This is a genomic window from Stappia sp. G46H5W, from assembly GCF_058448995.1.
In genome coordinates this window covers 515685-534177 of record NZ_JBZFLL010000006.1, presented here as the reverse complement: position 1 = coordinate 534177, position 18493 = coordinate 515685, and the positions used below count along the sequence as shown (strand labels likewise).

The following is an 18493-nucleotide window of genomic DNA, read 5'->3' as shown; positions in this document are numbered from 1 at the left end:
TTACAGGACGCGCAGGTTCTCAGCGACCGTGTGGCCGCGAAGATAGGCGAGGTCATAGACCACCAGCTGGCCTTCGCTAAGGCTCGGGACACCCGACTTGCGCAGCGCCGCCATATCCACGTGAACATAGTCGCCTTCGTTGGGCTCGATCGCGCCGATACCGGCCTTGATGTCGAACCACTTCACATTACCAAGTTCCATAGTCAGTCTCTTTCTTATCGTTCTTGTTTTACCTTGCACCAATCGGTGCGAGTGCCTCGCGCTCGCCTTCGCCATCGCGAAGTGCCGGGCTGCGAAAGGTCCATCGCGGTGCGGAACGTGTCGCACCGACGCATGACGAGTTGCGCCAACGTCGTTTCGGGTCGTTTTTCGAAAACGCCCTACCCCCTTATGCAATGAGAGGGTGACAGGCTTGCGACACCGTTCGGCGCGCGTGATCGTCAATCAATCATGAACAGGCACTGTTAACAAATGGTGAGCGAATTCCATTTTGCAAGGTCTTCCGCCGGAGCATCGCACCGGGCAGCGAAAGAGAGCGCCAAATCCCCTGACCAGATGCCGTTAGGACACAACAAACCTCGCCGGGTCTGATAGTCTGCACCGAGAAGACCAAAGCTCCGCATCATCCTTGAGGGATCCATGTCGCGACCGGCCATCAACGTCCTGCTTCTGTACCCGCGCTTTCAGGCGGGCTCTTTCTGGAACTACCAGGAAACCTGCACGTTGGTCGGCGCCAAGTACCCGGCCCCACCGCTCGGCCTGATCACCGTCGCGGCCATGCTGCCGGCAAGCTGGGAGCCACGGCTGGTCGACCGCAACACGACGGAGCTGCGGGACGAGGACCTCGCCTGGGCCGACGTCGTCTTCACCGGCGGGATGCTGCCGCAGCAGCGCGACACGCTGGCGATCATCGCGCTGTGCCAGGCGGCCGGCATTCCCGTCGTCGTCGGCGGACCGGACGTCACCTCCAGCCCGGAACACTATGCCGCGGCGGACTTTCGCGTCGTCGGCGAGGCGGAGGGCATTTTCGGCGACTTCGTCGCGGCGTTCGAGCGCGGCGAGCGGCACGGCACCTTCGAGGCAGAGAAATTCAAGGCCGACGTCACCACCACGCCGGTCCCGCGCTTCGACCTGCTGAAGTTTTCCGACTACGTCCAGGTCAACGTGCAGTTCTCGCGCGGCTGTCCGTTCACCTGCGAATTCTGCGACATCATCGAGCTCTACGGCCGCAAGCCGCGCACCAAGGGCAGCGCCCAGATCCTGGCGGAACTGCAGGCACTCTACGACCTCGGCTATCGCGGCCATGTCGATTTCGTCGACGACAACCTGATCGGCAACAAGAAGGCGGTGAAAGCGTTCCTGCCGGACCTCATCGCCTGGCAGGAGGCGCATGGACGCCCGTTCGAGCTGTCCACCGAAGCCTCGCTCAATCTGGCGGACGACACCGAACTGCTCAAGATGATGCAGCAGGCCGGCTTCTTCGTCGTCTTCGTCGGCATCGAAAGCCCGGACCCGGACGTGCTGGTCGCCACCCGCAAGAAGCAGAACACGCGCCGCGACATCGCCGCCAGCGTGCACAAGATCTACGAAGCGGGCATCTTCGTCATCGGCGGCTTCATCGTCGGCTTCGACGAGGAGAGCGACCGGGTGGCGGACGAGATCGCCGGCCTGATCGACGAGGCCGCCATTCCCGTCGCGATGACGGGCCTGCTCTACGCCCTGCCGAACACCCAGCTCACCCGGCGCCTGGCAGCCCAGGGGCGGCTGCATGCCGAGTTCGACATCGCCGATGCCGAAGACATCAAGGGCGACCAGTGCACGGCCGGGCTCAATTTCGAGACCCTGCGCCCGCGCGCCCAGATCCTGGCCGACTACCGGCGCGTCATCGAGCGGGTCTACTCGCCCGGCGCCTATTTCGCCCGGCTGCGCAAAATGGTCTCGATGCTCGACATGAGCGGGCCGAACGGCGACGTGATGAATGCGCGGCTTTTCAGCGACCTGAAGAAGCTGGGCCGGCTGGTCTGGTCGATCACCCTGCACAAGCCCGAGCATCGCGGCCATCTGTGGCGCATGATCGCCTACACGCTGCGGCACAATCCGCGGGCGCTCAACCCGATGCTGCAGATGGTGGCACTCTACGTGCACCTCGGCCCGTTCTCGCGCTTCGTCCTGCAGCGCATCGACGAGCAGATCGCAGAGATCGAGGACGGCAACTGGGAGCAGCCGGCCCTCGTCGCCGCCGAGTAGGCGGCGACGGGACGCGGGATCAGGAATCCATCTTCAGGGCCTTGATGAAGGCTTCCTGCGGGATCTCCACCTTGCCGAACTGACGCATGCGCTTCTTGCCTTCCTTCTGCTTTTCCAGAAGCTTGCGCTTGCGCGTCGCATCGCCGCCATAGCACTTGGCGGTCACGTCCTTGCGAAGGGCCGCGATGGTCTCGCGGGCGATGACCCGGGCGCCGATGGCCGCCTGGATCGGGATCTTGAACATGTGCCGCGGGATCAGGTCCTTGAGCTTCTCGCACATGGCGCGGCCGCGCCGCTCGGCCTGCGAGCGGTGGACCAGCACGGAAAGCGCATCGACCGGCTCGGCATTGACCAGGATCGACATGCGCACGAGGTCGCCCTCGCGATAGTCGGTAATCTGGTAGTCGAAGGAGGCGTAGCCCTTCGAGATCGACTTCAGCCGGTCGTAGAAGTCGAACACCACCTCGTTCAGCGGCAGGTCGTAGGTGACCATGGCGCGGCTGCCGACATAGTTGAGGTCGACCTGCACGCCGCGCCGCTCCTGGCAGAGCGTCAGGATCGCGCCGAGATACTCGTCCGGCGTCATGATCGTGGCGCGGATCCACGGCTCCTCGATCGTGTCGATCTTCACCGGATCCGGCATGTCGGCCGGGTTGTGCAGTTCCTTCAGCGTGCCGTCGGTCAGGTGCATGCGATAGACGACCGAAGGCGCGGTGGCGATCAGGTCGAGATCGAATTCGCGCTCCAGACGCTCCTGGACGATTTCCAGATGCAACAGGCCGAGGAAGCCGCAGCGGAAGCCGAAGCCGAGCGCCGCCGAGGTCTCCATCTCGAAGGAGAAGCTGGCATCGTTCAGGCGCAGCTTGCCCATCGCCGCGCGCAGGTCCTCGAAGTCGTTGGCATCGACCGGGAAGAGACCGCAGAACACCACCGGCTGCGCCGGCTTGAAGCCGGGCAGCGCCTGCGCGCAAGGTTTGCGGTCGTCGGTGATCGTGTCGCCGACGCGCGTGTCCGCCACTTCCTTGATCGAGGCAGTGATGACGCCGATCTCGCCGGGGCCAAGGCCGTCGACCGACAGGAATTTCGGCGTCATGACGCCGACCCGGTCGATCTCGTAGGCCGCGCCCGTGCCCATCATCTTGACCTTCTGGCCCTTCTTCATCGAGCCGTCGATGATGCGTACCAGCACCATCACGCCGAGATAGGCGTCGTACCAGCTGTCGACCAGCAGCGCCTTCAGCGGCGCGCCCGGGTCGCCTTCCGGCGCGGGCAGGCGGTTGACGATCGCCTCCAGCACGTTCTCGACGCCGAGGCCCGTCTTGGCCGAAATCATCACCGCTTCGGAGGCGTCGAGGCCGATCACGTCCTCGATCTGCTCCTTGACGCGCTCGGGCTCGGCCGCCGGCAGGTCGACCTTGTTGAGCACCGGCACAATCTCGTGATCGTTGTCGATGGCCTGATAGACGTTGGCGAGCGTCTGCGCCTCGACGCCCTGGCTGGCGTCGACGACGAGCAGCGATCCCTCGCAGGCGGCAAGCGAGCGCGAGACCTCATAGGCGAAGTCGACGTGACCCGGCGTGTCGATGAGGTTCAGCTTGTACTGCTTGCCGTCCTTGGCGTTGTAGATCAGGCGCACGGTCTGCGCCTTGATGGTGATGCCGCGCTCGCGCTCGATGTCCATCGAATCGAGCACCTGCTCCTTCATCTCACGCTCGGTCAGCGTGCCCGTCATCTGGATCAGACGGTCGGCCAGCGTCGACTTGCCGTGGTCGATATGCGCCACGATGGAAAAGTTGCGGATGTCGGAGATTTTCTGCGTGCTCATGCGCGCCCATTTACCATCGCCGGATGCGCCGGCAAAGCGGATTGCGCGGCGCATCATCGAAAAAGACAAGGACGGGTCCACGCCGCCACGGACAAGATGCCGAAGAGCAGCGCGCGGGTCCGTCTACCGCGCGACCAGAACCTCGGTGCAGGCCTTGGGCAGGGCCGCCAGCGTCATCTGCTTCTTCTTCGCAGGTGCGGCCGGCTTGTCGGTCTTTTTCGGCTTTTTCGGCACCCAGGGCTCGTCGGACAGCCACCAGGCCAGTTCCTGGCCGCAACCGTCGCCCGGCGGCGGTGCGTCCTGGTCCTTGCAGCCGATGCTGCCCTCGGGACAGGCGATGCGCACATGGAAGTGATAGTGGTGCCCCCACCAGGGCCGGACCTTGCGCAGCCAGCCCCGGTCGCCGGTCTCGAAGCGGCACAGCGCCTGCTTGATGCCGGGATGTACGAAGATGCGCGAGACGCGCGGGTCCTGCGCGGCACGGCGGATCAGCCGGGCGCGCGAGGCGCTCCATTTCGCCGGATCGACGCCCCGGTCGGCGCCCGGCAGTTCGGACGAACCTTTCAGCATGGACACCGCCGACATGCTCTCGCGCTCCTCGCGCGACAGCGTGCGGTCCGGCATCGGCGTCAGCCAGATGTCCGCATCGAGACCGATCTGGTGGCTGGCATGGCCGGAGATCATCGGCCCGCCGCGCGGCTGGGCGAGATCGCCGACGAGCAGGCCGTTCCAGCCGAGCGCCGGTGCGTCGCCGGCCAGGCGCTGCAGCATGTCGATCAGCTGCGGGTGGCCCCAGTTGCGGTTGCGCGACAGGCGCATGACCTGCCAGGCCGGCCCGTCGACAGCGAGCGCCGTCGCCCCGGCAAGGCAGCCCTTGGCATAGGAGCCGATGGACCGGGCGGCCAGCGGCGCGGGCGCGCGCATGGCGCCGAAAAGCTCCTTGGCAACGGCGGTCGGCCGCACGGCGGCGGGCGACAGGGCGGGCTGCGACACGGCAGCCTGCGAAGCGGAAGGCGGGGCGGAGAGCAGCTGCATGGGCGCGGCGGCAACCGCCACGGGACGCTCCGCCGGGGCCGGACGCGGCAAGGGCGGAGATGCGAAGCTGGAATAGACCTCGCCGGACGGGGCAGCCGGCGCGACGGCGCCGGTTCGCGCATCGACGAGGCCGCCGATATCGGTCGCCGGCAGGACGCGCGTCGTCGTCACTCGCCGTTCCTCAAGCCGCGACATGGCCTCGGCGGCGATCAGGCTCGCCGGCTTCTCGCGCGGCAGGGGCGCAGCGCCCGCGGGCGCCGGCAAGAGGAGAGCAAGGCCCGCGATGGAGGCGGAGGCCAGGAGCGCGAGCAGGAGCGATCGGCGGTCGCGGTGCGGCGCAGCTCCGCAAGACCGGTTGATCGAGGACATGGCTGATGCACGCATGCGTGTCATGGCCGGCTCCTTTCGTTCCGCGCTGGCCCTGCCCGCCGGCACACTGCGCCGAGGGTCATATCCAGTCTCGCGCCGGAGCGTTTACGAACGGTTAACCATAAATCCAAAAAGGACGCGGTGCGGGGCGAACACTCGCTATTCCGGCCACTCGCTCATCTCCTGCGCCAACCGGTCGAGCAGCAGCGTGTTGTCGCGGATGATCCGGTCGGCAACGCCGTTCAGCTCGATGATGTTACCCGGACGGGTGTTGTCGATCGCCTCGGCCCCCGCCGGCAGGTCGCCGTCGAGACGCACCACCTCGCCGATGCCGGCGGCCGGCAACAGGCGCTGCGCCTGATAGGCGGCGGTGGTCGCCTGGCCATGCGAGAGCACCGAGAGCAGCGGCACGCCGTTTGCCGGCAGCAGCCAGCCGAGAGGACCCCAGGACGCGGCCTCGCGGAAGCTCCAGGAGCGTCGGGTATCGGCACCGGTTCCCAGCGACAGGATGGTGATCTCCTCCGGCTTCCAGCCGAGCTTCATCGCCTCCAGCCAGACCGCCAGCACCGGGTTGTTCATCACCACGCCGCCGTCGATCAGCGTGCGCTCGTCGCCATGGGTCAGGTTTTCCGCGCGCATCGGCTCGAAATAGACCGGAGCGGCCGTGGTCGCCCGCACCGCCTGCCAGAAATAGTAGTCGTCCGGCCGGCTGCCGTCGCTCTGGCGCCCGTTCGTCATGAACACCGCCTCGCGGCGGCCGAGATCGTAGGCCGTCAGCACCACGCGGGTCAGCGCCGACTGCAGCGAGGTCCAGCCGAGCTGCTCCTTGAGGATGCGTTCCAGCGGCCGTTCGTCGTAGCGTTCGTCGAGAATCGCACCCGGGTTGGCAACGAACCGCTCGAACAGGCTCTTGCGGCGGAAGACCTCGCGCGCCTCCACCTCGAAGAAGCGGCGCAGGTCCGAAATGCTGGCCGCCGGCGCACCGCTGGTGTCGTCCGGACGCGGTGCGGCAAGGCCCACAGCGATCAGCCCGCCCGTGGAACTGCCGCCGATCATGTCGAAATAGCGATGGAGCGGTTCGGTCTTGCCCAACATGCGCAGCCGCGCTTCCAGCGTCTCGAGGATCCGCAGCGGGATCAGTCCGCGAATGCCGCCTCCGTCGATCGCCAGGATGAAACGCCTGCGTGCTGCTGCCATGGATTGCGTGCCTCCGCTTGCTGTCCGCCCGCGCGTTCACCCGCGGGGCGCTCCCCGGCCGGCTGCGCAGGACCGATCATGCCTGCTCAAGCCTTTGCGCGAAATAAGACAAAGCGATGACCCGTCCTGCAAAAAGAACAGGCATAGCAATGCAACAGCCCTGCCCTCGCCCCTCCGTCCGGGTCAGGCGCCGCCGGCGCCGGCCTCGGCTTCGCTTGCCCGCACCTCGACAGCGGCGATCAGCCGCTCGATGTCCTGCGGACGCGAGAGCCGGTGGTCGCCGTCCTTGATCAGGGTCAGCACCACATCGTCCAGCGCCAGGCATTCGGTCAGCCGCAGCGCATGGCGCCAGGGCACGGCATCGTCGCGCTGGCCCTGCAGGATGGTGACGGGGCAACCGGTCTCGATGAGGCCGCCGAGCAGCAGGTTGTCGCGGCCATCCTCGATCAGGGCGCGGGTGATCACATACGGGCTGTCGTCATATTCGGACGGGCGCTCGAAACGGCCCTCGCGCAGGATCGTCTCGCGGATCTCGTCGGTGAACTCGTGCTTCCACATCAGCTCTTCGGTGAAGTCCGGCGCCGGGGCGATCAGCACCATGCCGGCGAGCGGCGCGGCCTCAACCGGTCGGGCGACCAGCGCCCGTGCCAGCAGCAGGGCGATCCAGCCGCCCATGGACGAGCCGACGACGATGGTCGGCTCGCGGCAGAAGGCGGCATGCACGGCCAGCGCCTCCTCGGCCCAGCGCGAGATCGTGCCGTCCTCGAACTCGCCGTCCGAGACGCCGTGGCCGGAATAGTCGAGACGGGTCACGGCGCGGCCCGTCGAGCGGGCCCATGCGGCCAGTTCCTCGGCCTTGGTGCCGGCCATGTCCGACTTGAAGCCGGAAAGCCACAGGACGCCGCAGCGGCCGGGCTCGCCCTCCTCGCGCAGGACGGCGATGCGCCGCCTGTCGGCACCGACCTCGATATGGCGCACCTGATCCTGAGCCTGCCCGTCCATTGCTGCCTCCGCCTGCCTTGCCTGAGTGTCTTGGTCTGAGTGTCTTGCCTGATTGCCGCCCGATGTGGCACAGCTCGCGTGCCTTGAAAAGTCCGCGCCGGGCTTTCGCTTGCCCCATCCGACAGGAGCCTCCGTGACCCGCCGAACCGTGCTGCAAGTCATTCCGGACCTTCAGACGGGCGGCGCCGAACGCACGACAGTGGATGTGGCACGGGCGCTGGTGGCGGCCGGGCACCGGGCCATCGTCGCCAGCCGCGGCGGCCGTCTGGTGGCGGAGCTGGAGGCTGTCGGCGGCGAGCATGTGACCCTGCCGGTGGCGCGAAAGTCGCCGCTGTGGATCTGGCGCAATGCCGGCGCGCTGACGCGCCTTGCCCGCAAGGAAGGGGTGGACCTGATCCATGCCCGCTCGCGCGCGCCGGCCTGGGCGGCACTGATCGCGGCGCGGCGGCTGGATCTTCCCTTCGTCACCACCTATCACGGCATCTACAATCAGACGAACGCCTTGAAAGGCCTCTATAATTCGGTGATGGCGCGCGGCGATGCGGTGATCGCCAATTCCCGCTACACGGCCGCGCTGATCGCCGAGCGGCATCCTTTCGCGAAAGAGCGCATCACCGTCATTCACCGTGGCTCCGACCTTGCCGCGCTCGATCCGGCCTCGGTCTCGACCGAGCGCCGGCAGGCGCTCGCCGACGCCTGGGGGCTTCAGGACGGCGAGCGGGTGATCCTCAACCTTGCCCGCCTCACCCACTGGAAGGGCCAGACGGTGCTGATCGACGCGCTGGCGCGGCTCGCCGCCTCGCCCGGGGCGCCCGCCGGCTGGACGGCGATCCTGGCCGGCGATGCCCAGGGCCGGGAGACCTATGTGGCGGAGCTGAAGACGCGAATCGCCAACGCCGGCCTTTCAGACCGGGTGCGCCTGGTCGGCCACTGTGCGGATGTTGCCGCCGGCCTTGCAATGGCCGATGTCGCGGTGGTCGCCTCGATCGAGCCGGAAGCCTTCGGGCGGGCCGCTGTCGAGGCGCAGGCCGCCGGCGTGCCGGTGGTCGCGACGAACCTCGGCGCCGTGCCCGAGACGGTGCTGGCGCCGCCCGATGTCGCCGAGGACGAACGCACCGGCTGGCGCGTGCCGGCGAACGATGCCGCCGCACTGGCCACAGCGCTCGCCGAAATGCTTGCGCTCGCGCCGCAGGCGCGCGAGGCGCTGGCCGCACGGGCGCTCGCCCATGTGCGGCGCGACTTCACCGTCGAGGCGATGTGCGAGGCAACGCTCGCCGTCTACGACAGGCTGGCGAAGACCCGCTGACGCGCAAGCGCCAGCGGGAGAGTGCATGCGTCAGGCGGCGTTTCGGATATGGGCGAGGAAGCGCTCGACCTCCCGGCGCATCTCTTCCGACTGACCCGACAGCGTCTCGGCGGCGGCCGTCACCGTGGTCACCGCGTGACGATTCTCGCGCGAGGCGGTGCTGACGCCCGAGATGCCATCGGAGACCGCGCGACTGCCCGAGGCGGCCTCGACCACATTGCGCGACACCTCGCGGGTGGCCGCACCCTGCTCTTCCATCGCCGCGGCGATGGCCGTTGCCGTGCCGTTGATGTCGGAGATCAGGCGGCCGATTCCGTCGATGGCGGCAACCGCGGTGCGGGTTTCGGCCTGGATCTCGGCGACCAGCCCGGAAATGCCGTCGGTTGCCCTCGCGGTCTCGCCGGCCAGGGCCTTGACCTCGCCCGCGACCACCGCAAAGCCCTTGCCCGCTTCGCCCGCGCGGGCCGACTCGATCGTGGCGTTGAGCGCCAGAAGATTGGTCTGGGCGGCGATGCCGGAAATCATCGACACGACCTCGCCGATGCGGTTGGCGACGGATGCAAGCGCTTCCATCTGCCCGCTCGTGCGCTGGATCTCGTTCGCCGCCTGCTGGGTGGAGTCCGAGGTGCGCAGGATCTGGGCGCTGATCTCGGAGATCGAAGCGCTCATCTCCTCGGTTGCAGCCGCGACCGTGTGAACATTGGCGGCGGTCTGTTCGGAGGCCGCCGCGACATTGGCCGAGCGCGTGTCGACGTCTTCCGACAGGGAGGCCATGGTGTGCGAGGCGGTCGACAGGTCGTGCGAGGCCCGCGAGATCATGCCGACGATGCGGCCGACGCTGGCGTCGAAGTCGCGGGCAAGCTGCTCCATCGCCTCGCGCTTTTCGGCTGCGGCACGCTTCTCGTTTTCCGCCTGCCGAGCCTCCAGCTCGCGGTTGCGGATCGCGTTGGCGCGGAACACTTCCACCGCGCGGGCCATCGCGCCGATCTCCAGATGCCGCGAGGCATCGGGAATCTCGACCGAGGTGTCGCCGTCGGCGAGCGAGCGCATTGCACCGGTGAGGCCGATCACCGGGCGGGTGATGCCGCGGCCCAGGAACCAGGCAAGACCAAGCGCGATGACCAGCGTGGCGACAGCACTGGCGACGAAGACGATCGAGACCGTGCCCCGGGTTGCCTCAAGATCGGCTTCCGCTGCCGCAAGCCCGTCCTCCGCCGCCTGTTCGACGGCTTCCACCTCGGGCGTCAGCCGCGCGAAGATCTCGGCCAGGACGCCGGTCTCGGCACCGATGGTCGCGTTGATCGTCGCATAGGCCTTGAAGCCGCCGACATAGGCATCCATCAGTTTGGCGATCTCGCCCTGCTCGGCGGCCGCGAGCGGCGAGGCGGCAAGCAGCGCATCGAACTCGGCACGGCGGGCCTCGACCTCGCCGACATATTTCATGTCGCCGCGCAGCATGAGGTCCTTCTCGTGCCGGCGCATCATCAGCATCTTGACCGTCAGCGTGTCGAGGTCGGCCGCCTTCAGCTGCGTTTCGGCCGCATGCACGGCACCGCGCAGTTCACCCTGCAGGCCGCTCTTCTCGTCGAAGCCCATGACGCGATACGCCTCGACGACCTTGGCGAACTGGTCGCGATGGGCCTCGACCTCGCTGCGGACCGTATCGATACGGTCGAGCACGGGGGCGGCCGCATCGAGCCGGGTCATGGCATCCAGTTCCTCGAGCGCGGTTGCGACGGACGCGTTGTAGCGGGCCACGTCCGCCTCGTCCCGGCGCAGCAGGAAGTCCTTTTCGCGGCGGCGCATCTGCAGCGTCTCGTTGGCGACGCTGGCGGCCAGCGACTGGAGGGCACGGTTGTCCGAAAGCTGGTCGAGCGCCGCGCTCATGCCCCTGTCGCCGGCGTAATGGGTGAAGGAGAGGACGGCGACGGCAATCACCGCGATTGCCGCAAGCACGCCGACACGGGCGGCCATCGGCACGCCAGAGCGAAAGAACGGGAAGGACACAGTACACTCTCCTGCAACGACGGATGATCTGTCGGTGACGCGCTCCTGCACGCGGACGTCCGGACAGTCTTTTCATTCCCCCATGCAGTTCATTGCAGACAGAATTGAACATGACGTTAATACTGGACAGAAGCACAACTTCTGATTTTATTACTTCAAAAGTTCAATGTTGGCTAAATTTATCGGGAAAGTATACATCACGAAGACAATCAACCTGGAGTGACAATAGGCAGGATGCGGGTTGTCGCCCGCGGCCGCTGCGTGAAAGCGGTTGACTCAGGGCCGTTTTCACTGGATTTTCCGGTGATGGCGTCCTGCGGCGCACACAGGCTTCCCCGACGCCCGGCGTTCGGGGTATTCGTGTTGCAGGGCAAGTCGCCGGCTGCGGCCGGTTTCGCCAAGTCGTTGAAACGTTAGAGGAGATTGCGACCATTCGCCGTCCATACCGCGCACCGCCGCCGACCAAGGAAGGCCCGCGCACAAACCAAGAGATCCGCGTTCGGGAAGTCCAGCTCATCGATCAGGATGGACAGAACCTCGGTGTCACGCCCACGGAAGACGCCTTGAGGATGGCCGAAGAGGCCGGTCTGGACCTTGTCGAGATTTCTCCGAACTCTTCGCCGCCCGTCTGCAAGATCCTTGACTATGGCAGGTACAAGTACCTGAGCCAGAAGAAGGCAGCAGAGGCGCGCAAGAACCAGAAGATCGTCGAGGTCAAGGAAATCAAGATGCGTCCGAACATCGACACCCATGATTATGAGGTGAAGATGCGGAACATGAAGCGTTTCTTCGACGAGGGCGACAAGGTGAAGGTCACCCTGCGGTTCCGCGGACGCGAAATGGCGCACCAGGACCTGGGCATCGCGCTGCTCAACAAGGTGCGGGACGAGACGGCGGAATTCGCCAAGGTCGAATCCCACCCGCGTCTGGAAGGCCGCCAGATGGTGATGGTGCTGGCGCCGATCGCGCGCTGAAGCCTGCCATCCGACGCGGCCGCGACAAGCGGCAGTTTTTCGCGGAACCCGGCCTCGAAAGGGGCCGGGTTCTGCAGTTTCAGGGGGCAGTCCTGCGCCGGAACCGTGCAGGGCCGCCACAGGCCTCCGGAGCGCTTGCGTTTCCCGGCGGCTTTGCCTATAAGCCCCTGTCCCGAGCCGCCCGGCTTCACGGGACCGGTCGTGTTACGACCGGAGCCCGCGACAAAAGGGCATGCCGTGGCGGCTCATAAAACGGCTTCCAACAACAACCGGCGGATCAGCACTGCCGGGTCGAGAAAGGATGCAAAATGCCCAAGCTGAAGACGAAGTCCGGCGCCAAGAAGCGCTTCAAACTGACCGCGACCGGCAAGGTCAAGACCGCTCAGGCGGGCAAGCGTCACGGGATGATCAAGCGTTCCACCAAGTTCATCCGCAACGCGCGCGGCACGACCACTCTGGCCGAGCCCGATGCCCGCATCGTCAAGAAGTTCCTGCCCTACGGCTGAGCCTGACGGCGTTCTAGACTTTTCAAGGAGTTAAATCCCATGTCGCGTGTCAAAAGGGGCGTTACCGCCCACGCAAAGCACAAGAAGGTCCTCAAGGCCGCCAAGGGTTACTACGGTCGTCGCAAGAACACGATCCGCGTCGCCAAGCAGGCTGTCGAGAAGGCCGGACAGTACGCCTATCGCGACCGCAAGGTTCGCAAGCGGAACTTCCGTTCGCTCTGGATCCAGCGCATCAACGCCGCTGTCCGTGAGCACGGCCTGACCTACGGGCGCTTCATCGACGGCCTCAACAAGGCCGGCATCGAGATCGACCGCAAGGTCCTCTCCGACATCGCCATCCGTGAGCCGGATGCGTTCAAGGAGCTGACCGAGAAGGCGAAGGGCGCCCTCGCAGCCTAAGGCGCGAGCGTTCGTCTGCACCGCGCAGACCACACGGTTTCGAAGGGCGCGCCGGCCAACGGCGCGCCCTTTTTGCATGCCCGGACGGCGTGCCGGAACTTGAGAAATTTCGAGACGGATTTTGCAAAATCCCGTCTCAATATCGGCGTTCCGCGTCTCAATCGTCGCAATCTCGCCAAACCCCGGCCCGCCCCCTGGACGGAGACATCAGCGGGGATAGCGGCGGGGACAAGTGCGCGCGGCGGGCGCTGGGGGCACTGCCCGGACCTGCCTGCCGGGCCGGGTGCCCGCCGCGCCCTTATCCCCGCGCGCCCCGTCGCTAATCCCCGGCCAGCATCGCCGTGATATGGTCGAAGACGATCCGGATGCGCCGGCTGGTGTGCAGCTCGCGGTGGGTGACCAGGAAGACCGGGACGGGAATCGCGGGAAGCTCGGGCAGCAGGCACTCGACCTCCGGCGCGAGGCGGGCGACCTCCTCGATCATGGCGCCGACGCCGAGCCCGGCACGAACGTAGTGCCAGGCGACGACGCCGTTCTCGCTGACGAGCGGGAAGCTGTCCTGGGTCAGCGACAGGCCCTGGGCGTTGAGCGCCAGGCGAAAGCGCTCGGAGCGCTCGAAGCCGACGAAGGGCCAGGCGGACAGCGCGGCGGCATCGCGCGGCGGCCCGCCCCGGCGGGCGATGAGATCGCGCGACGCGTAGAGCCGGGCCTGCATGTCGGGCATCCGGCGGGCGATCAGCTCGCCGTCCTGCGGCTCGACATGACGGATGGCGATGTCGGCCTCGCGGCGGCGGATGTCGCGCAGGCTGTTGGTGGCGACGATTTCCAGCGACAGGCCGGGCGCGGCCTCGCGCAGACGCTCCAGCACCGGCGGCAGCAGCCAGGCGGAGATGACGTCGCTGGCGGTGACGGAAACCTCCCCTGCCACCGCCTCGACCCGGCCGGAGGCGGCAAGCGAGACGCGGCCCGCTGCCGCGCCCATGGCACGGGCGTGCTCCAGCAGCTCCAGCCCCGAGCGCGTCAGGCTGAGGGAGCGGCCGACCCGCTCGAAGAGGGCAACGCCGAGCTCCTGCTCCAGCGCGGCGACCTGGCGACCCAGCGTCGGCTGGGTCAGCCCGAGGATGCGGGCGGCGGCGGAAAGCGAGCCTTCCTCGGCGGTGACGAGAAAGGCGCGCAGGCGGTTCCAGTCGAAGTTGGCGCGTGAATTCATGCAAAAACGTATAACGACGTTGCGTTTTTATGCAATTTCATTTGGTTTTTGGTCGCGCTACATCGAAAGCCGGGCGGCAAGGGGCCGCCCCGGCACCAGCGGAGCCACGAGATGCGCAGGCAGGACGACTTCTGGGACAAGGCGGCCCGCAAATATGCCGCCGACCCGATCAAGGACGAGGCATCCTACCGGCGGACGCTGGAGGCGACGGCCGCGCGGCTGACGCCGCAGGACCGGGTGCTGGAGGTCGGCTGCGGCACGGGAACGACCGCGTTGCGGCTGGCCGCAGGCACGGGCAGCTATCTCGGCACCGACATTTCGGCGCAGATGATCGCCATCGCAAACGAGAAGTCGGCGGCCGCAGGGGCCGGCAACGTCGCCTTCCGCAAGGCTTCGGTGATGGAGGCCGGGCAGGCGGAGCTGGACGCCGGCGCCCCGCCCTTCGACGCGGTGCTGGCCTTCAACATGCTGCATATGGCGGAGGATCTGCCGAAGGCGCTCGCAGCGCTGAAAGCACGGCTGAAGCCCGGCGGGCTGCTGATCTCCAAGACCGTCTGCCTGAAGAGCTGGGGCTGGTACATGCTGCCCCTGATCAAGGCGATGCAGCTGGTCGGCAAGGCGCCGCATGTCGGCTTCTTCACCATTGCCGAGCTGGATCAGGCGATGGTCGATGCCGGTTTCCGGATCCTGGAAGCCGAGTTGCACCCGGCCTCGCGCAAGGCGCGGTTCCTGGTCGCGCAGAAGGTGTGAGGCGCAAGGCGCGCCCTAAACGGTGCCGAGAAACCGGTCGAGCAGCGCCTCGGTGGTCTCGCGCACGGCCTGACGGGCCATGTCCGGCGACAGGCGGGCAACGTCGTCGAGCGCGATCATCGCCTCGGTGCCGGTTGCCGCCGACAGCGCGCCGACCAGAACGGCAAGACGGTCCGCCGGCAGGGCGGGCCGGACCTCGGACAGGGCCTGCCGGTACATGGCGACACGGCGGGCCCCGCGACGCGTCGCCTCCCCTCCCCCTTCGGCCAGCCAGCAATCGAGATTGCGCGCCAGGAACTGGCGGAAGGCCGCCTCATGGGCAAGCGCCAGATCGAACATGTAGAGGCTCACGGCCAGCACCTTCGCGCGCGGGGTGTCGCAGCCCTGCACGATCACCGCATAGTCGCGCACCTCGACCGCAAGGCCCGCCTCGGCCGCCAGCACCGCCGGATCGGAGAAGTAGCGATAGGCCGTCGCCTTGGAGATGCCGCTCTCGGCCGCCGCGGCGGTGACCGTCACCGCTTCGCCGCGCTCGATCAGGGCACGCGCGCCGGCAAGGATCGCCTCGCGGGTGCGGTTCTTCTGGGACGTGCGTTCACGAGTTGCCACTCTGATTCCTCATAATAAGACACTTGTCTCATAAAAAGACTTGTGTATCATAAAGCCATTCCAACTCTCTCACAAGTGGAGGACAGGCCGTGGCAGACACTCGCGCCAGAACATATGAGACACTCGGCATCTTGCTGAAATTTCACGCCTTTCCCGGCGACACGCTGGGCAAGTACTGTCTGGTGGAAGCCGTGGTACCGCCGGGACTGGGCGCCCCGCCCAACCATCATGCCGGCGAGACGGAAGCCTTCTACGTGCTGGAGGGCGAGATCGAATTCATGGTGGCTGGCGAGACGCGCGTCGCCGGGCCGGGCAGCCATGTGCCGATTCCCGACGGGGCGGTGCATGCCTTCACCGCACGCGGAACGACGCCGGCACGGGTGCTGATCCTGAACGCGCCGGGCCACATGCACGAGCAATTCTTCACCGAACTCGGCACACCGGTTGCCGAGGGGACGGCAGCGCCCGCTCCGATGGACGGACCGCCGGATGTGGCGAAGGTGATGCAGGTGGCCGGCGCGACCGGCATGACCATCCTGCCGCCGCCGGCCTGACGCGCATCAGGTCTGAGGCCCGCCGTCCTCAGGTGCCGGACGGCGCGGGACGCAGGCACAGGGCCGCTTCAAGACCCGGATCGCGATTCTCGATGAGGAGACTGCCGCCCCAGGCCTCGGCGATCTCCGAGACGATGGCAAGGCCGAGACCCGCGCCGCTGCCGCCGGCAAGATCGAGCCGGCCGCCGCGCGCGGTGAGCCCGCCGATCAGGTCCGCCGGAATGCCCGGCCCGTCGTCCCGCACGGCGAGCCGGACAAGGCCAGGCGCCTCGCCAATACCCCCGCCAGGAGCCTCGTCCAGGGTGAAGCGCACCCGCGCGACAGCGTGGCGGGCGGCGTTTTCAGCCAAATTGCCGAGCGCCTCGGCCAGATCGTCGGGATCGATGGCAAGGCGCGCATCCCCGGCAATCTCCACCTGCCAGTCGAGCCGCGAACCGGCCGGCGTGCGCGAGACGACGGCAACGACGGCGCGTGCCACAGCGGCAGGGGCGGCCGTTGCCGTACCCCGGCCGGAGGCGAGGCGGGCACGGGCAAGCTCTCGCTCCACATGGCGGCGCATCGACAGCGCGACGGTTTCGATTTCGGCGGCGATCTCGGTCTCTCCCCGCGCCTGCAAGCGCTCCACATCGCCGGCAAGCACCTGCAGCGGCGTGCGCAGGCCATGGGCAAGGTCGCCGGCCCGGGCGCGGGCGCTCTCCACCTGCGCCTCGCGGGCGGCAAGCAGGCCGTCCAGTTCGCCGGCGAGCGGGCGGATCTCGTCGGGAAAATCGTCGCCCAGACGCGCGCGGCGACCGGAGCGGATGGCGGCCAGCCCGTCGCGCACGGCCGCAAGCGGCCGCAGGCCGACGGAAACCTGCGCGACCGCAGCGGCCATCAGGAACAGGGCGAGCACAGCAAGATAGGGCGCAAGATCGAGGCCGAAGGCGCGTGTCGCCTCGTCGATCTCGCGCCGGTCGATGGCAACGGCGACACGAACCGGGGTACCGCGCAGTTCGACCACCCGTTCCAGCAGCAGAAGCTGCGTGTCGCCGGGACCGGCAACCGTGTGGCGATGGGGCAGCGGATCGCCCTTCTCCTCCGCCGGCAAGGTCAGCTCGACATCCCAGAGCGAACGGGACCGCTGGATGGAGCCCTGAACCGCCCCCTGGCCCGCATCTTGGCCCTGATACTGCCAGTAGAGGCCGGAAAGCGGCACGGCAAAACGCGGATCGCCGGGCGGGCGCACAAGAACCAGCGCGCCGTCGGGAGCGCGGTCGAGGCCGGCGACCAGCTGGTCGAGATGGACGGACAGCTCCTGGTCGATGCGCCGCTCGACATGACGTTCGAACAGCACCAGGAGACCCGCGGCGGCGAGCGCCAGCGCGGCGAGCACCGAGACGGCGCCGGCCAGGATGAGGCGCAGGCGCAGCGAGCCGCGCCGCCTTGCGCCCCGCGAGCGGGAGGGCGGCGTCACGCGGGCGCGTCCGAAACGAGATAGCCGAAGCCGCGCCGGGTCTCGATCGCGTCCGGCCCGAGCTTGCGGCGCAGCCGCGCCACCACCGCTTCCAGCGCGTTGACGTCGCGGGCATCGTCGTCGCCGTAAAGATGCTCCAGCAGCTCGGTCGGCGGCACGACCCGGCCCTTGTGGTGCATGAGATAGGCGGTGAGGCGGTATTCGAGCGGCGACAGGGCGAGCGGCACGCCATCGCGGGCAACCCGCATCTGCCGCGTGTCGAGCATCAAGGGGCCGGCGGCAATGGCGGGGGTGGCGACGCCGACGGAGCGGCGGATGAGCGCGCGGACGCGGGCGACCAGCTCCTCCATGCGGAAGGGCTTGGCGAGATAGTCGTCGGCGCCGGCATCGATGCCCTCGACCCGCTCCGCCCAGGCGCCGCGGGCGGTCAGCACCAGCACGGGCATGGTGCGCCCGGCGCCGCGCCAGCGCTTGAGCACCGACAATCCGTCGAGAACGGGAAGGCCGAGATCGAGCACGACGAGGTCGAAATCCTCCGTGTCGCCGAGGAACCAGGCGTCCTCGCCGTCGGCGGCACGCTCGACCACATAGCCGGCGGCCGTAAGCCCGGCCGCGACATCGCGGGCGATGCGCTCGTCGTCCTCCACCAGCAGAAGCCGCATCAATCGTCCTCGATCTCGATGATGCGGGCGGTGGCCGCGTCCACGGTGACCTCGCGCACGCGCCCGGACGGCATCACCATCTTGAGCTCGTAGACATAGCGGCCGTCGTCGCGCTCGAAGTCAACATCCAGCACCCGGCCGCCGATGCTGCTTTCGACGCTGGCGAGAATTTCGGACAAGGGGCGGATCTCGCCGGAGCGCAGCAGGCGGCGGGCGCGCTCGTGATCGTCGTCGTCGGCGATCGAGACGACCGGCCAGGCGCCGGCGGCCAGAACGGGCAGCGCTGCGGCAAGGGCAAGGAGGAAACGGCGGCGGGTGGGATGTGCGGTCATGACCTTCCCCCTGTAGCGCAACGATCCTGACAATTGCCTGACGAGGCGCATCGGCG

The 18493-nt window shown here is 67.6% G+C and carries 18 protein-coding genes; 7 read left to right on the top strand and 11 right to left on the bottom strand.

Features of this window, described 5'->3' with window-relative positions; genetic code table 11:
* Positions 1–201: a cold-shock protein gene (locus ACVJ6E_RS20675; RefSeq protein WP_120270258.1), complete on the bottom strand. Its 201-nt coding sequence runs from the start codon at positions 199–201 to the stop codon at positions 1–3.
* 438 nt (positions 202–639) lie between these two features.
* Here ACVJ6E_RS20675 and ACVJ6E_RS20670 point away from each other — a divergent pair, with 438 nt between their 5' ends.
* Positions 640–2247: a B12-binding domain-containing radical SAM protein gene (locus tag ACVJ6E_RS20670; RefSeq protein ID WP_120270259.1), complete on the top strand. Its 1608-nt coding sequence runs from the start codon at positions 640–642 to the stop codon at positions 2245–2247.
* A gap of 19 nt (positions 2248–2266) precedes the next feature.
* Here ACVJ6E_RS20670 and lepA read toward each other — a convergent pair whose 3' ends face one another.
* From lepA to ACVJ6E_RS20650, 4 genes are all read right to left on the bottom strand, one after another.
* Positions 2267–4072, bottom strand: coding sequence for a translation elongation factor 4 (gene lepA, locus ACVJ6E_RS20665; RefSeq protein ID WP_120270718.1), 1806 nt, complete (start codon positions 4070–4072; stop codon positions 2267–2269).
* A 123-nt stretch (positions 4073–4195) separates the two neighbouring features.
* Positions 4196–5500 carry a penicillin-insensitive murein endopeptidase gene (mepA, locus tag ACVJ6E_RS20660; protein WP_491676520.1) on the bottom strand — a complete coding sequence of 435 codons (1305 nt, stop codon included), beginning with the start codon at positions 5498–5500 and terminating at the stop codon, positions 4196–4198.
* A gap of 135 nt (positions 5501–5635) precedes the next feature.
* The gene (locus ACVJ6E_RS20655; RefSeq protein WP_120270260.1) at positions 5636–6673 is read right to left on the bottom strand and encodes a patatin-like phospholipase family protein; all 1038 of its coding nucleotides are present in this window, start codon (positions 6671–6673) and stop codon (positions 5636–5638) included.
* Between the two features lie 183 nt (positions 6674–6856).
* Positions 6857–7675 (bottom strand): alpha/beta hydrolase, encoded by an 819-nt coding sequence (locus ACVJ6E_RS20650; protein WP_120270261.1) that lies wholly within the window; start codon positions 7673–7675, stop codon positions 6857–6859.
* A 133-nt stretch (positions 7676–7808) separates the two neighbouring features.
* On the opposite strand from ACVJ6E_RS20650, the gene ACVJ6E_RS20645 reads away from it, so the two are divergent.
* Complete coding sequence (locus tag ACVJ6E_RS20645; RefSeq protein ID WP_491676519.1) at positions 7809–8981, top strand: glycosyltransferase family 4 protein; 1173 nt, start codon at positions 7809–7811, stop codon at positions 8979–8981.
* Between the two features lie 30 nt (positions 8982–9011).
* Here ACVJ6E_RS20645 and ACVJ6E_RS20640 read toward each other — a convergent pair whose 3' ends face one another.
* Positions 9012–10988: a methyl-accepting chemotaxis protein gene (locus ACVJ6E_RS20640; RefSeq protein WP_120270263.1), complete on the bottom strand. Its 1977-nt coding sequence runs from the start codon at positions 10986–10988 to the stop codon at positions 9012–9014.
* 431 nt (positions 10989–11419) lie between these two features.
* Here ACVJ6E_RS20640 and infC point away from each other — a divergent pair, with 431 nt between their 5' ends.
* The 3 genes from infC (at position 11420) to rplT (ending at position 12867) form a co-directional block, all read left to right on the top strand.
* The gene (infC, locus tag ACVJ6E_RS20635) at positions 11420–11962 is read left to right on the top strand and encodes a translation initiation factor IF-3 (RefSeq protein WP_120270264.1); all 543 of its coding nucleotides are present in this window, start codon (positions 11420–11422) and stop codon (positions 11960–11962) included.
* Positions 11963–12270: 308 nt separating this feature from the next.
* Complete coding sequence (rpmI, locus tag ACVJ6E_RS20630) at positions 12271–12468, top strand: 50S ribosomal protein L35 (RefSeq protein ID WP_120270265.1); 198 nt, start codon at positions 12271–12273, stop codon at positions 12466–12468.
* 39 nt (positions 12469–12507) lie between these two features.
* A complete protein-coding gene (rplT, locus tag ACVJ6E_RS20625) occupies positions 12508–12867 on the top strand; it encodes a 50S ribosomal protein L20 (protein ID WP_120270266.1) in 360 nt (119 codons plus the stop codon).
* A 319-nt stretch (positions 12868–13186) separates the two neighbouring features.
* Here rplT and ACVJ6E_RS20620 read toward each other — a convergent pair whose 3' ends face one another.
* On the bottom strand, positions 13187–14077 hold the full coding sequence (locus tag ACVJ6E_RS20620; protein WP_120270267.1) for a LysR family transcriptional regulator: 891 nt from the start codon (positions 14075–14077) through the stop codon (positions 13187–13189).
* Positions 14078–14188: 111 nt separating this feature from the next.
* Between ACVJ6E_RS20620 and ACVJ6E_RS20615 the strand changes: the two genes are divergently transcribed.
* Complete coding sequence (locus ACVJ6E_RS20615; protein ID WP_120270268.1) at positions 14189–14827, top strand: class I SAM-dependent methyltransferase; 639 nt, start codon at positions 14189–14191, stop codon at positions 14825–14827.
* Positions 14828–14842: 15 nt separating this feature from the next.
* Here the strand turns inward: ACVJ6E_RS20615 and ACVJ6E_RS20610 are convergent, their stop codons facing one another.
* Positions 14843–15436 carry a TetR family transcriptional regulator gene (locus ACVJ6E_RS20610; protein WP_158592739.1) on the bottom strand — a complete coding sequence of 198 codons (594 nt, stop codon included), beginning with the start codon at positions 15434–15436 and terminating at the stop codon, positions 14843–14845.
* An 89-nt stretch (positions 15437–15525) separates the two neighbouring features.
* Here ACVJ6E_RS20610 and ACVJ6E_RS20605 point away from each other — a divergent pair, with 89 nt between their 5' ends.
* A complete protein-coding gene (locus tag ACVJ6E_RS20605; RefSeq protein ID WP_120270270.1) occupies positions 15526–15990 on the top strand; it encodes a cupin domain-containing protein in 465 nt (154 codons plus the stop codon).
* A gap of 28 nt (positions 15991–16018) precedes the next feature.
* Here the strand turns inward: ACVJ6E_RS20605 and ACVJ6E_RS20600 are convergent, their stop codons facing one another.
* From ACVJ6E_RS20600 to ACVJ6E_RS20590, 3 genes are read right to left on the bottom strand one after another with little or no spacing between them, the layout of a single operon-like run.
* On the bottom strand, positions 16019–17443 hold the full coding sequence (locus ACVJ6E_RS20600; RefSeq protein ID WP_120270271.1) for a sensor histidine kinase: 1425 nt from the start codon (positions 17441–17443) through the stop codon (positions 16019–16021).
* Positions 17440–18105 carry a response regulator transcription factor gene (locus ACVJ6E_RS20595; RefSeq protein ID WP_120270272.1) on the bottom strand — a complete coding sequence of 222 codons (666 nt, stop codon included), beginning with the start codon at positions 18103–18105 and terminating at the stop codon, positions 17440–17442. The genes ACVJ6E_RS20600 and ACVJ6E_RS20595 overlap by 4 nt, the downstream gene beginning before the upstream one ends.
* Positions 18105–18437, bottom strand: a complete 333-nt coding sequence (locus ACVJ6E_RS20590; RefSeq protein WP_199681482.1) for a PepSY domain-containing protein — start codon at positions 18435–18437, stop codon at positions 18105–18107. The genes ACVJ6E_RS20595 and ACVJ6E_RS20590 overlap by 1 nt, the downstream gene beginning before the upstream one ends.
* Positions 18438–18493 lie beyond the last annotated feature (56 nt).

What these genes read in the sequence shown, in the direction of transcription:
- ACVJ6E_RS20675 (WP_120270258.1), bottom strand. Translation starts at nt 201, where the DNA reads ATGGAACTTGGTAATGTGAAGTGGTTCGACATCAAGGCCGGTATCGGC.
- ACVJ6E_RS20670 (WP_120270259.1), top strand. Translation starts at nt 640, where the DNA reads ATGTCGCGACCGGCCATCAACGTCCTGCTTCTGTACCCGCGCTTTCAG.
- lepA (WP_120270718.1), bottom strand. Translation starts at nt 4,072, where the DNA reads ATGAGCACGCAGAAAATCTCCGACATCCGCAACTTTTCCATCGTGGCG.
- mepA (WP_491676520.1), bottom strand. Translation starts at nt 5,500, where the DNA reads ATGACACGCATGCGTGCATCAGCCATGTCCTCGATCAACCGGTCTTGC.
- ACVJ6E_RS20655 (WP_120270260.1), bottom strand. Translation starts at nt 6,673, where the DNA reads ATGGCAGCAGCACGCAGGCGTTTCATCCTGGCGATCGACGGAGGCGGC.
- ACVJ6E_RS20650 (WP_120270261.1), bottom strand. Translation starts at nt 7,675, where the DNA reads ATGGACGGGCAGGCTCAGGATCAGGTGCGCCATATCGAGGTCGGTGCC.
- rpmI (WP_120270265.1), top strand. Translation starts at nt 12,271, where the DNA reads ATGCCCAAGCTGAAGACGAAGTCCGGCGCCAAGAAGCGCTTCAAACTG.
- rplT (WP_120270266.1), top strand. Translation starts at nt 12,508, where the DNA reads ATGTCGCGTGTCAAAAGGGGCGTTACCGCCCACGCAAAGCACAAGAAG.
- ACVJ6E_RS20620 (WP_120270267.1), bottom strand. Translation starts at nt 14,077, where the DNA reads ATGAATTCACGCGCCAACTTCGACTGGAACCGCCTGCGCGCCTTTCTC.
- ACVJ6E_RS20615 (WP_120270268.1), top strand. Translation starts at nt 14,189, where the DNA reads ATGCGCAGGCAGGACGACTTCTGGGACAAGGCGGCCCGCAAATATGCC.
- ACVJ6E_RS20595 (WP_120270272.1), bottom strand. Translation starts at nt 18,105, where the DNA reads ATGCGGCTTCTGCTGGTGGAGGACGACGAGCGCATCGCCCGCGATGTC.
- ACVJ6E_RS20590 (WP_199681482.1), bottom strand. Translation starts at nt 18,437, where the DNA reads ATGACCGCACATCCCACCCGCCGCCGTTTCCTCCTTGCCCTTGCCGCA.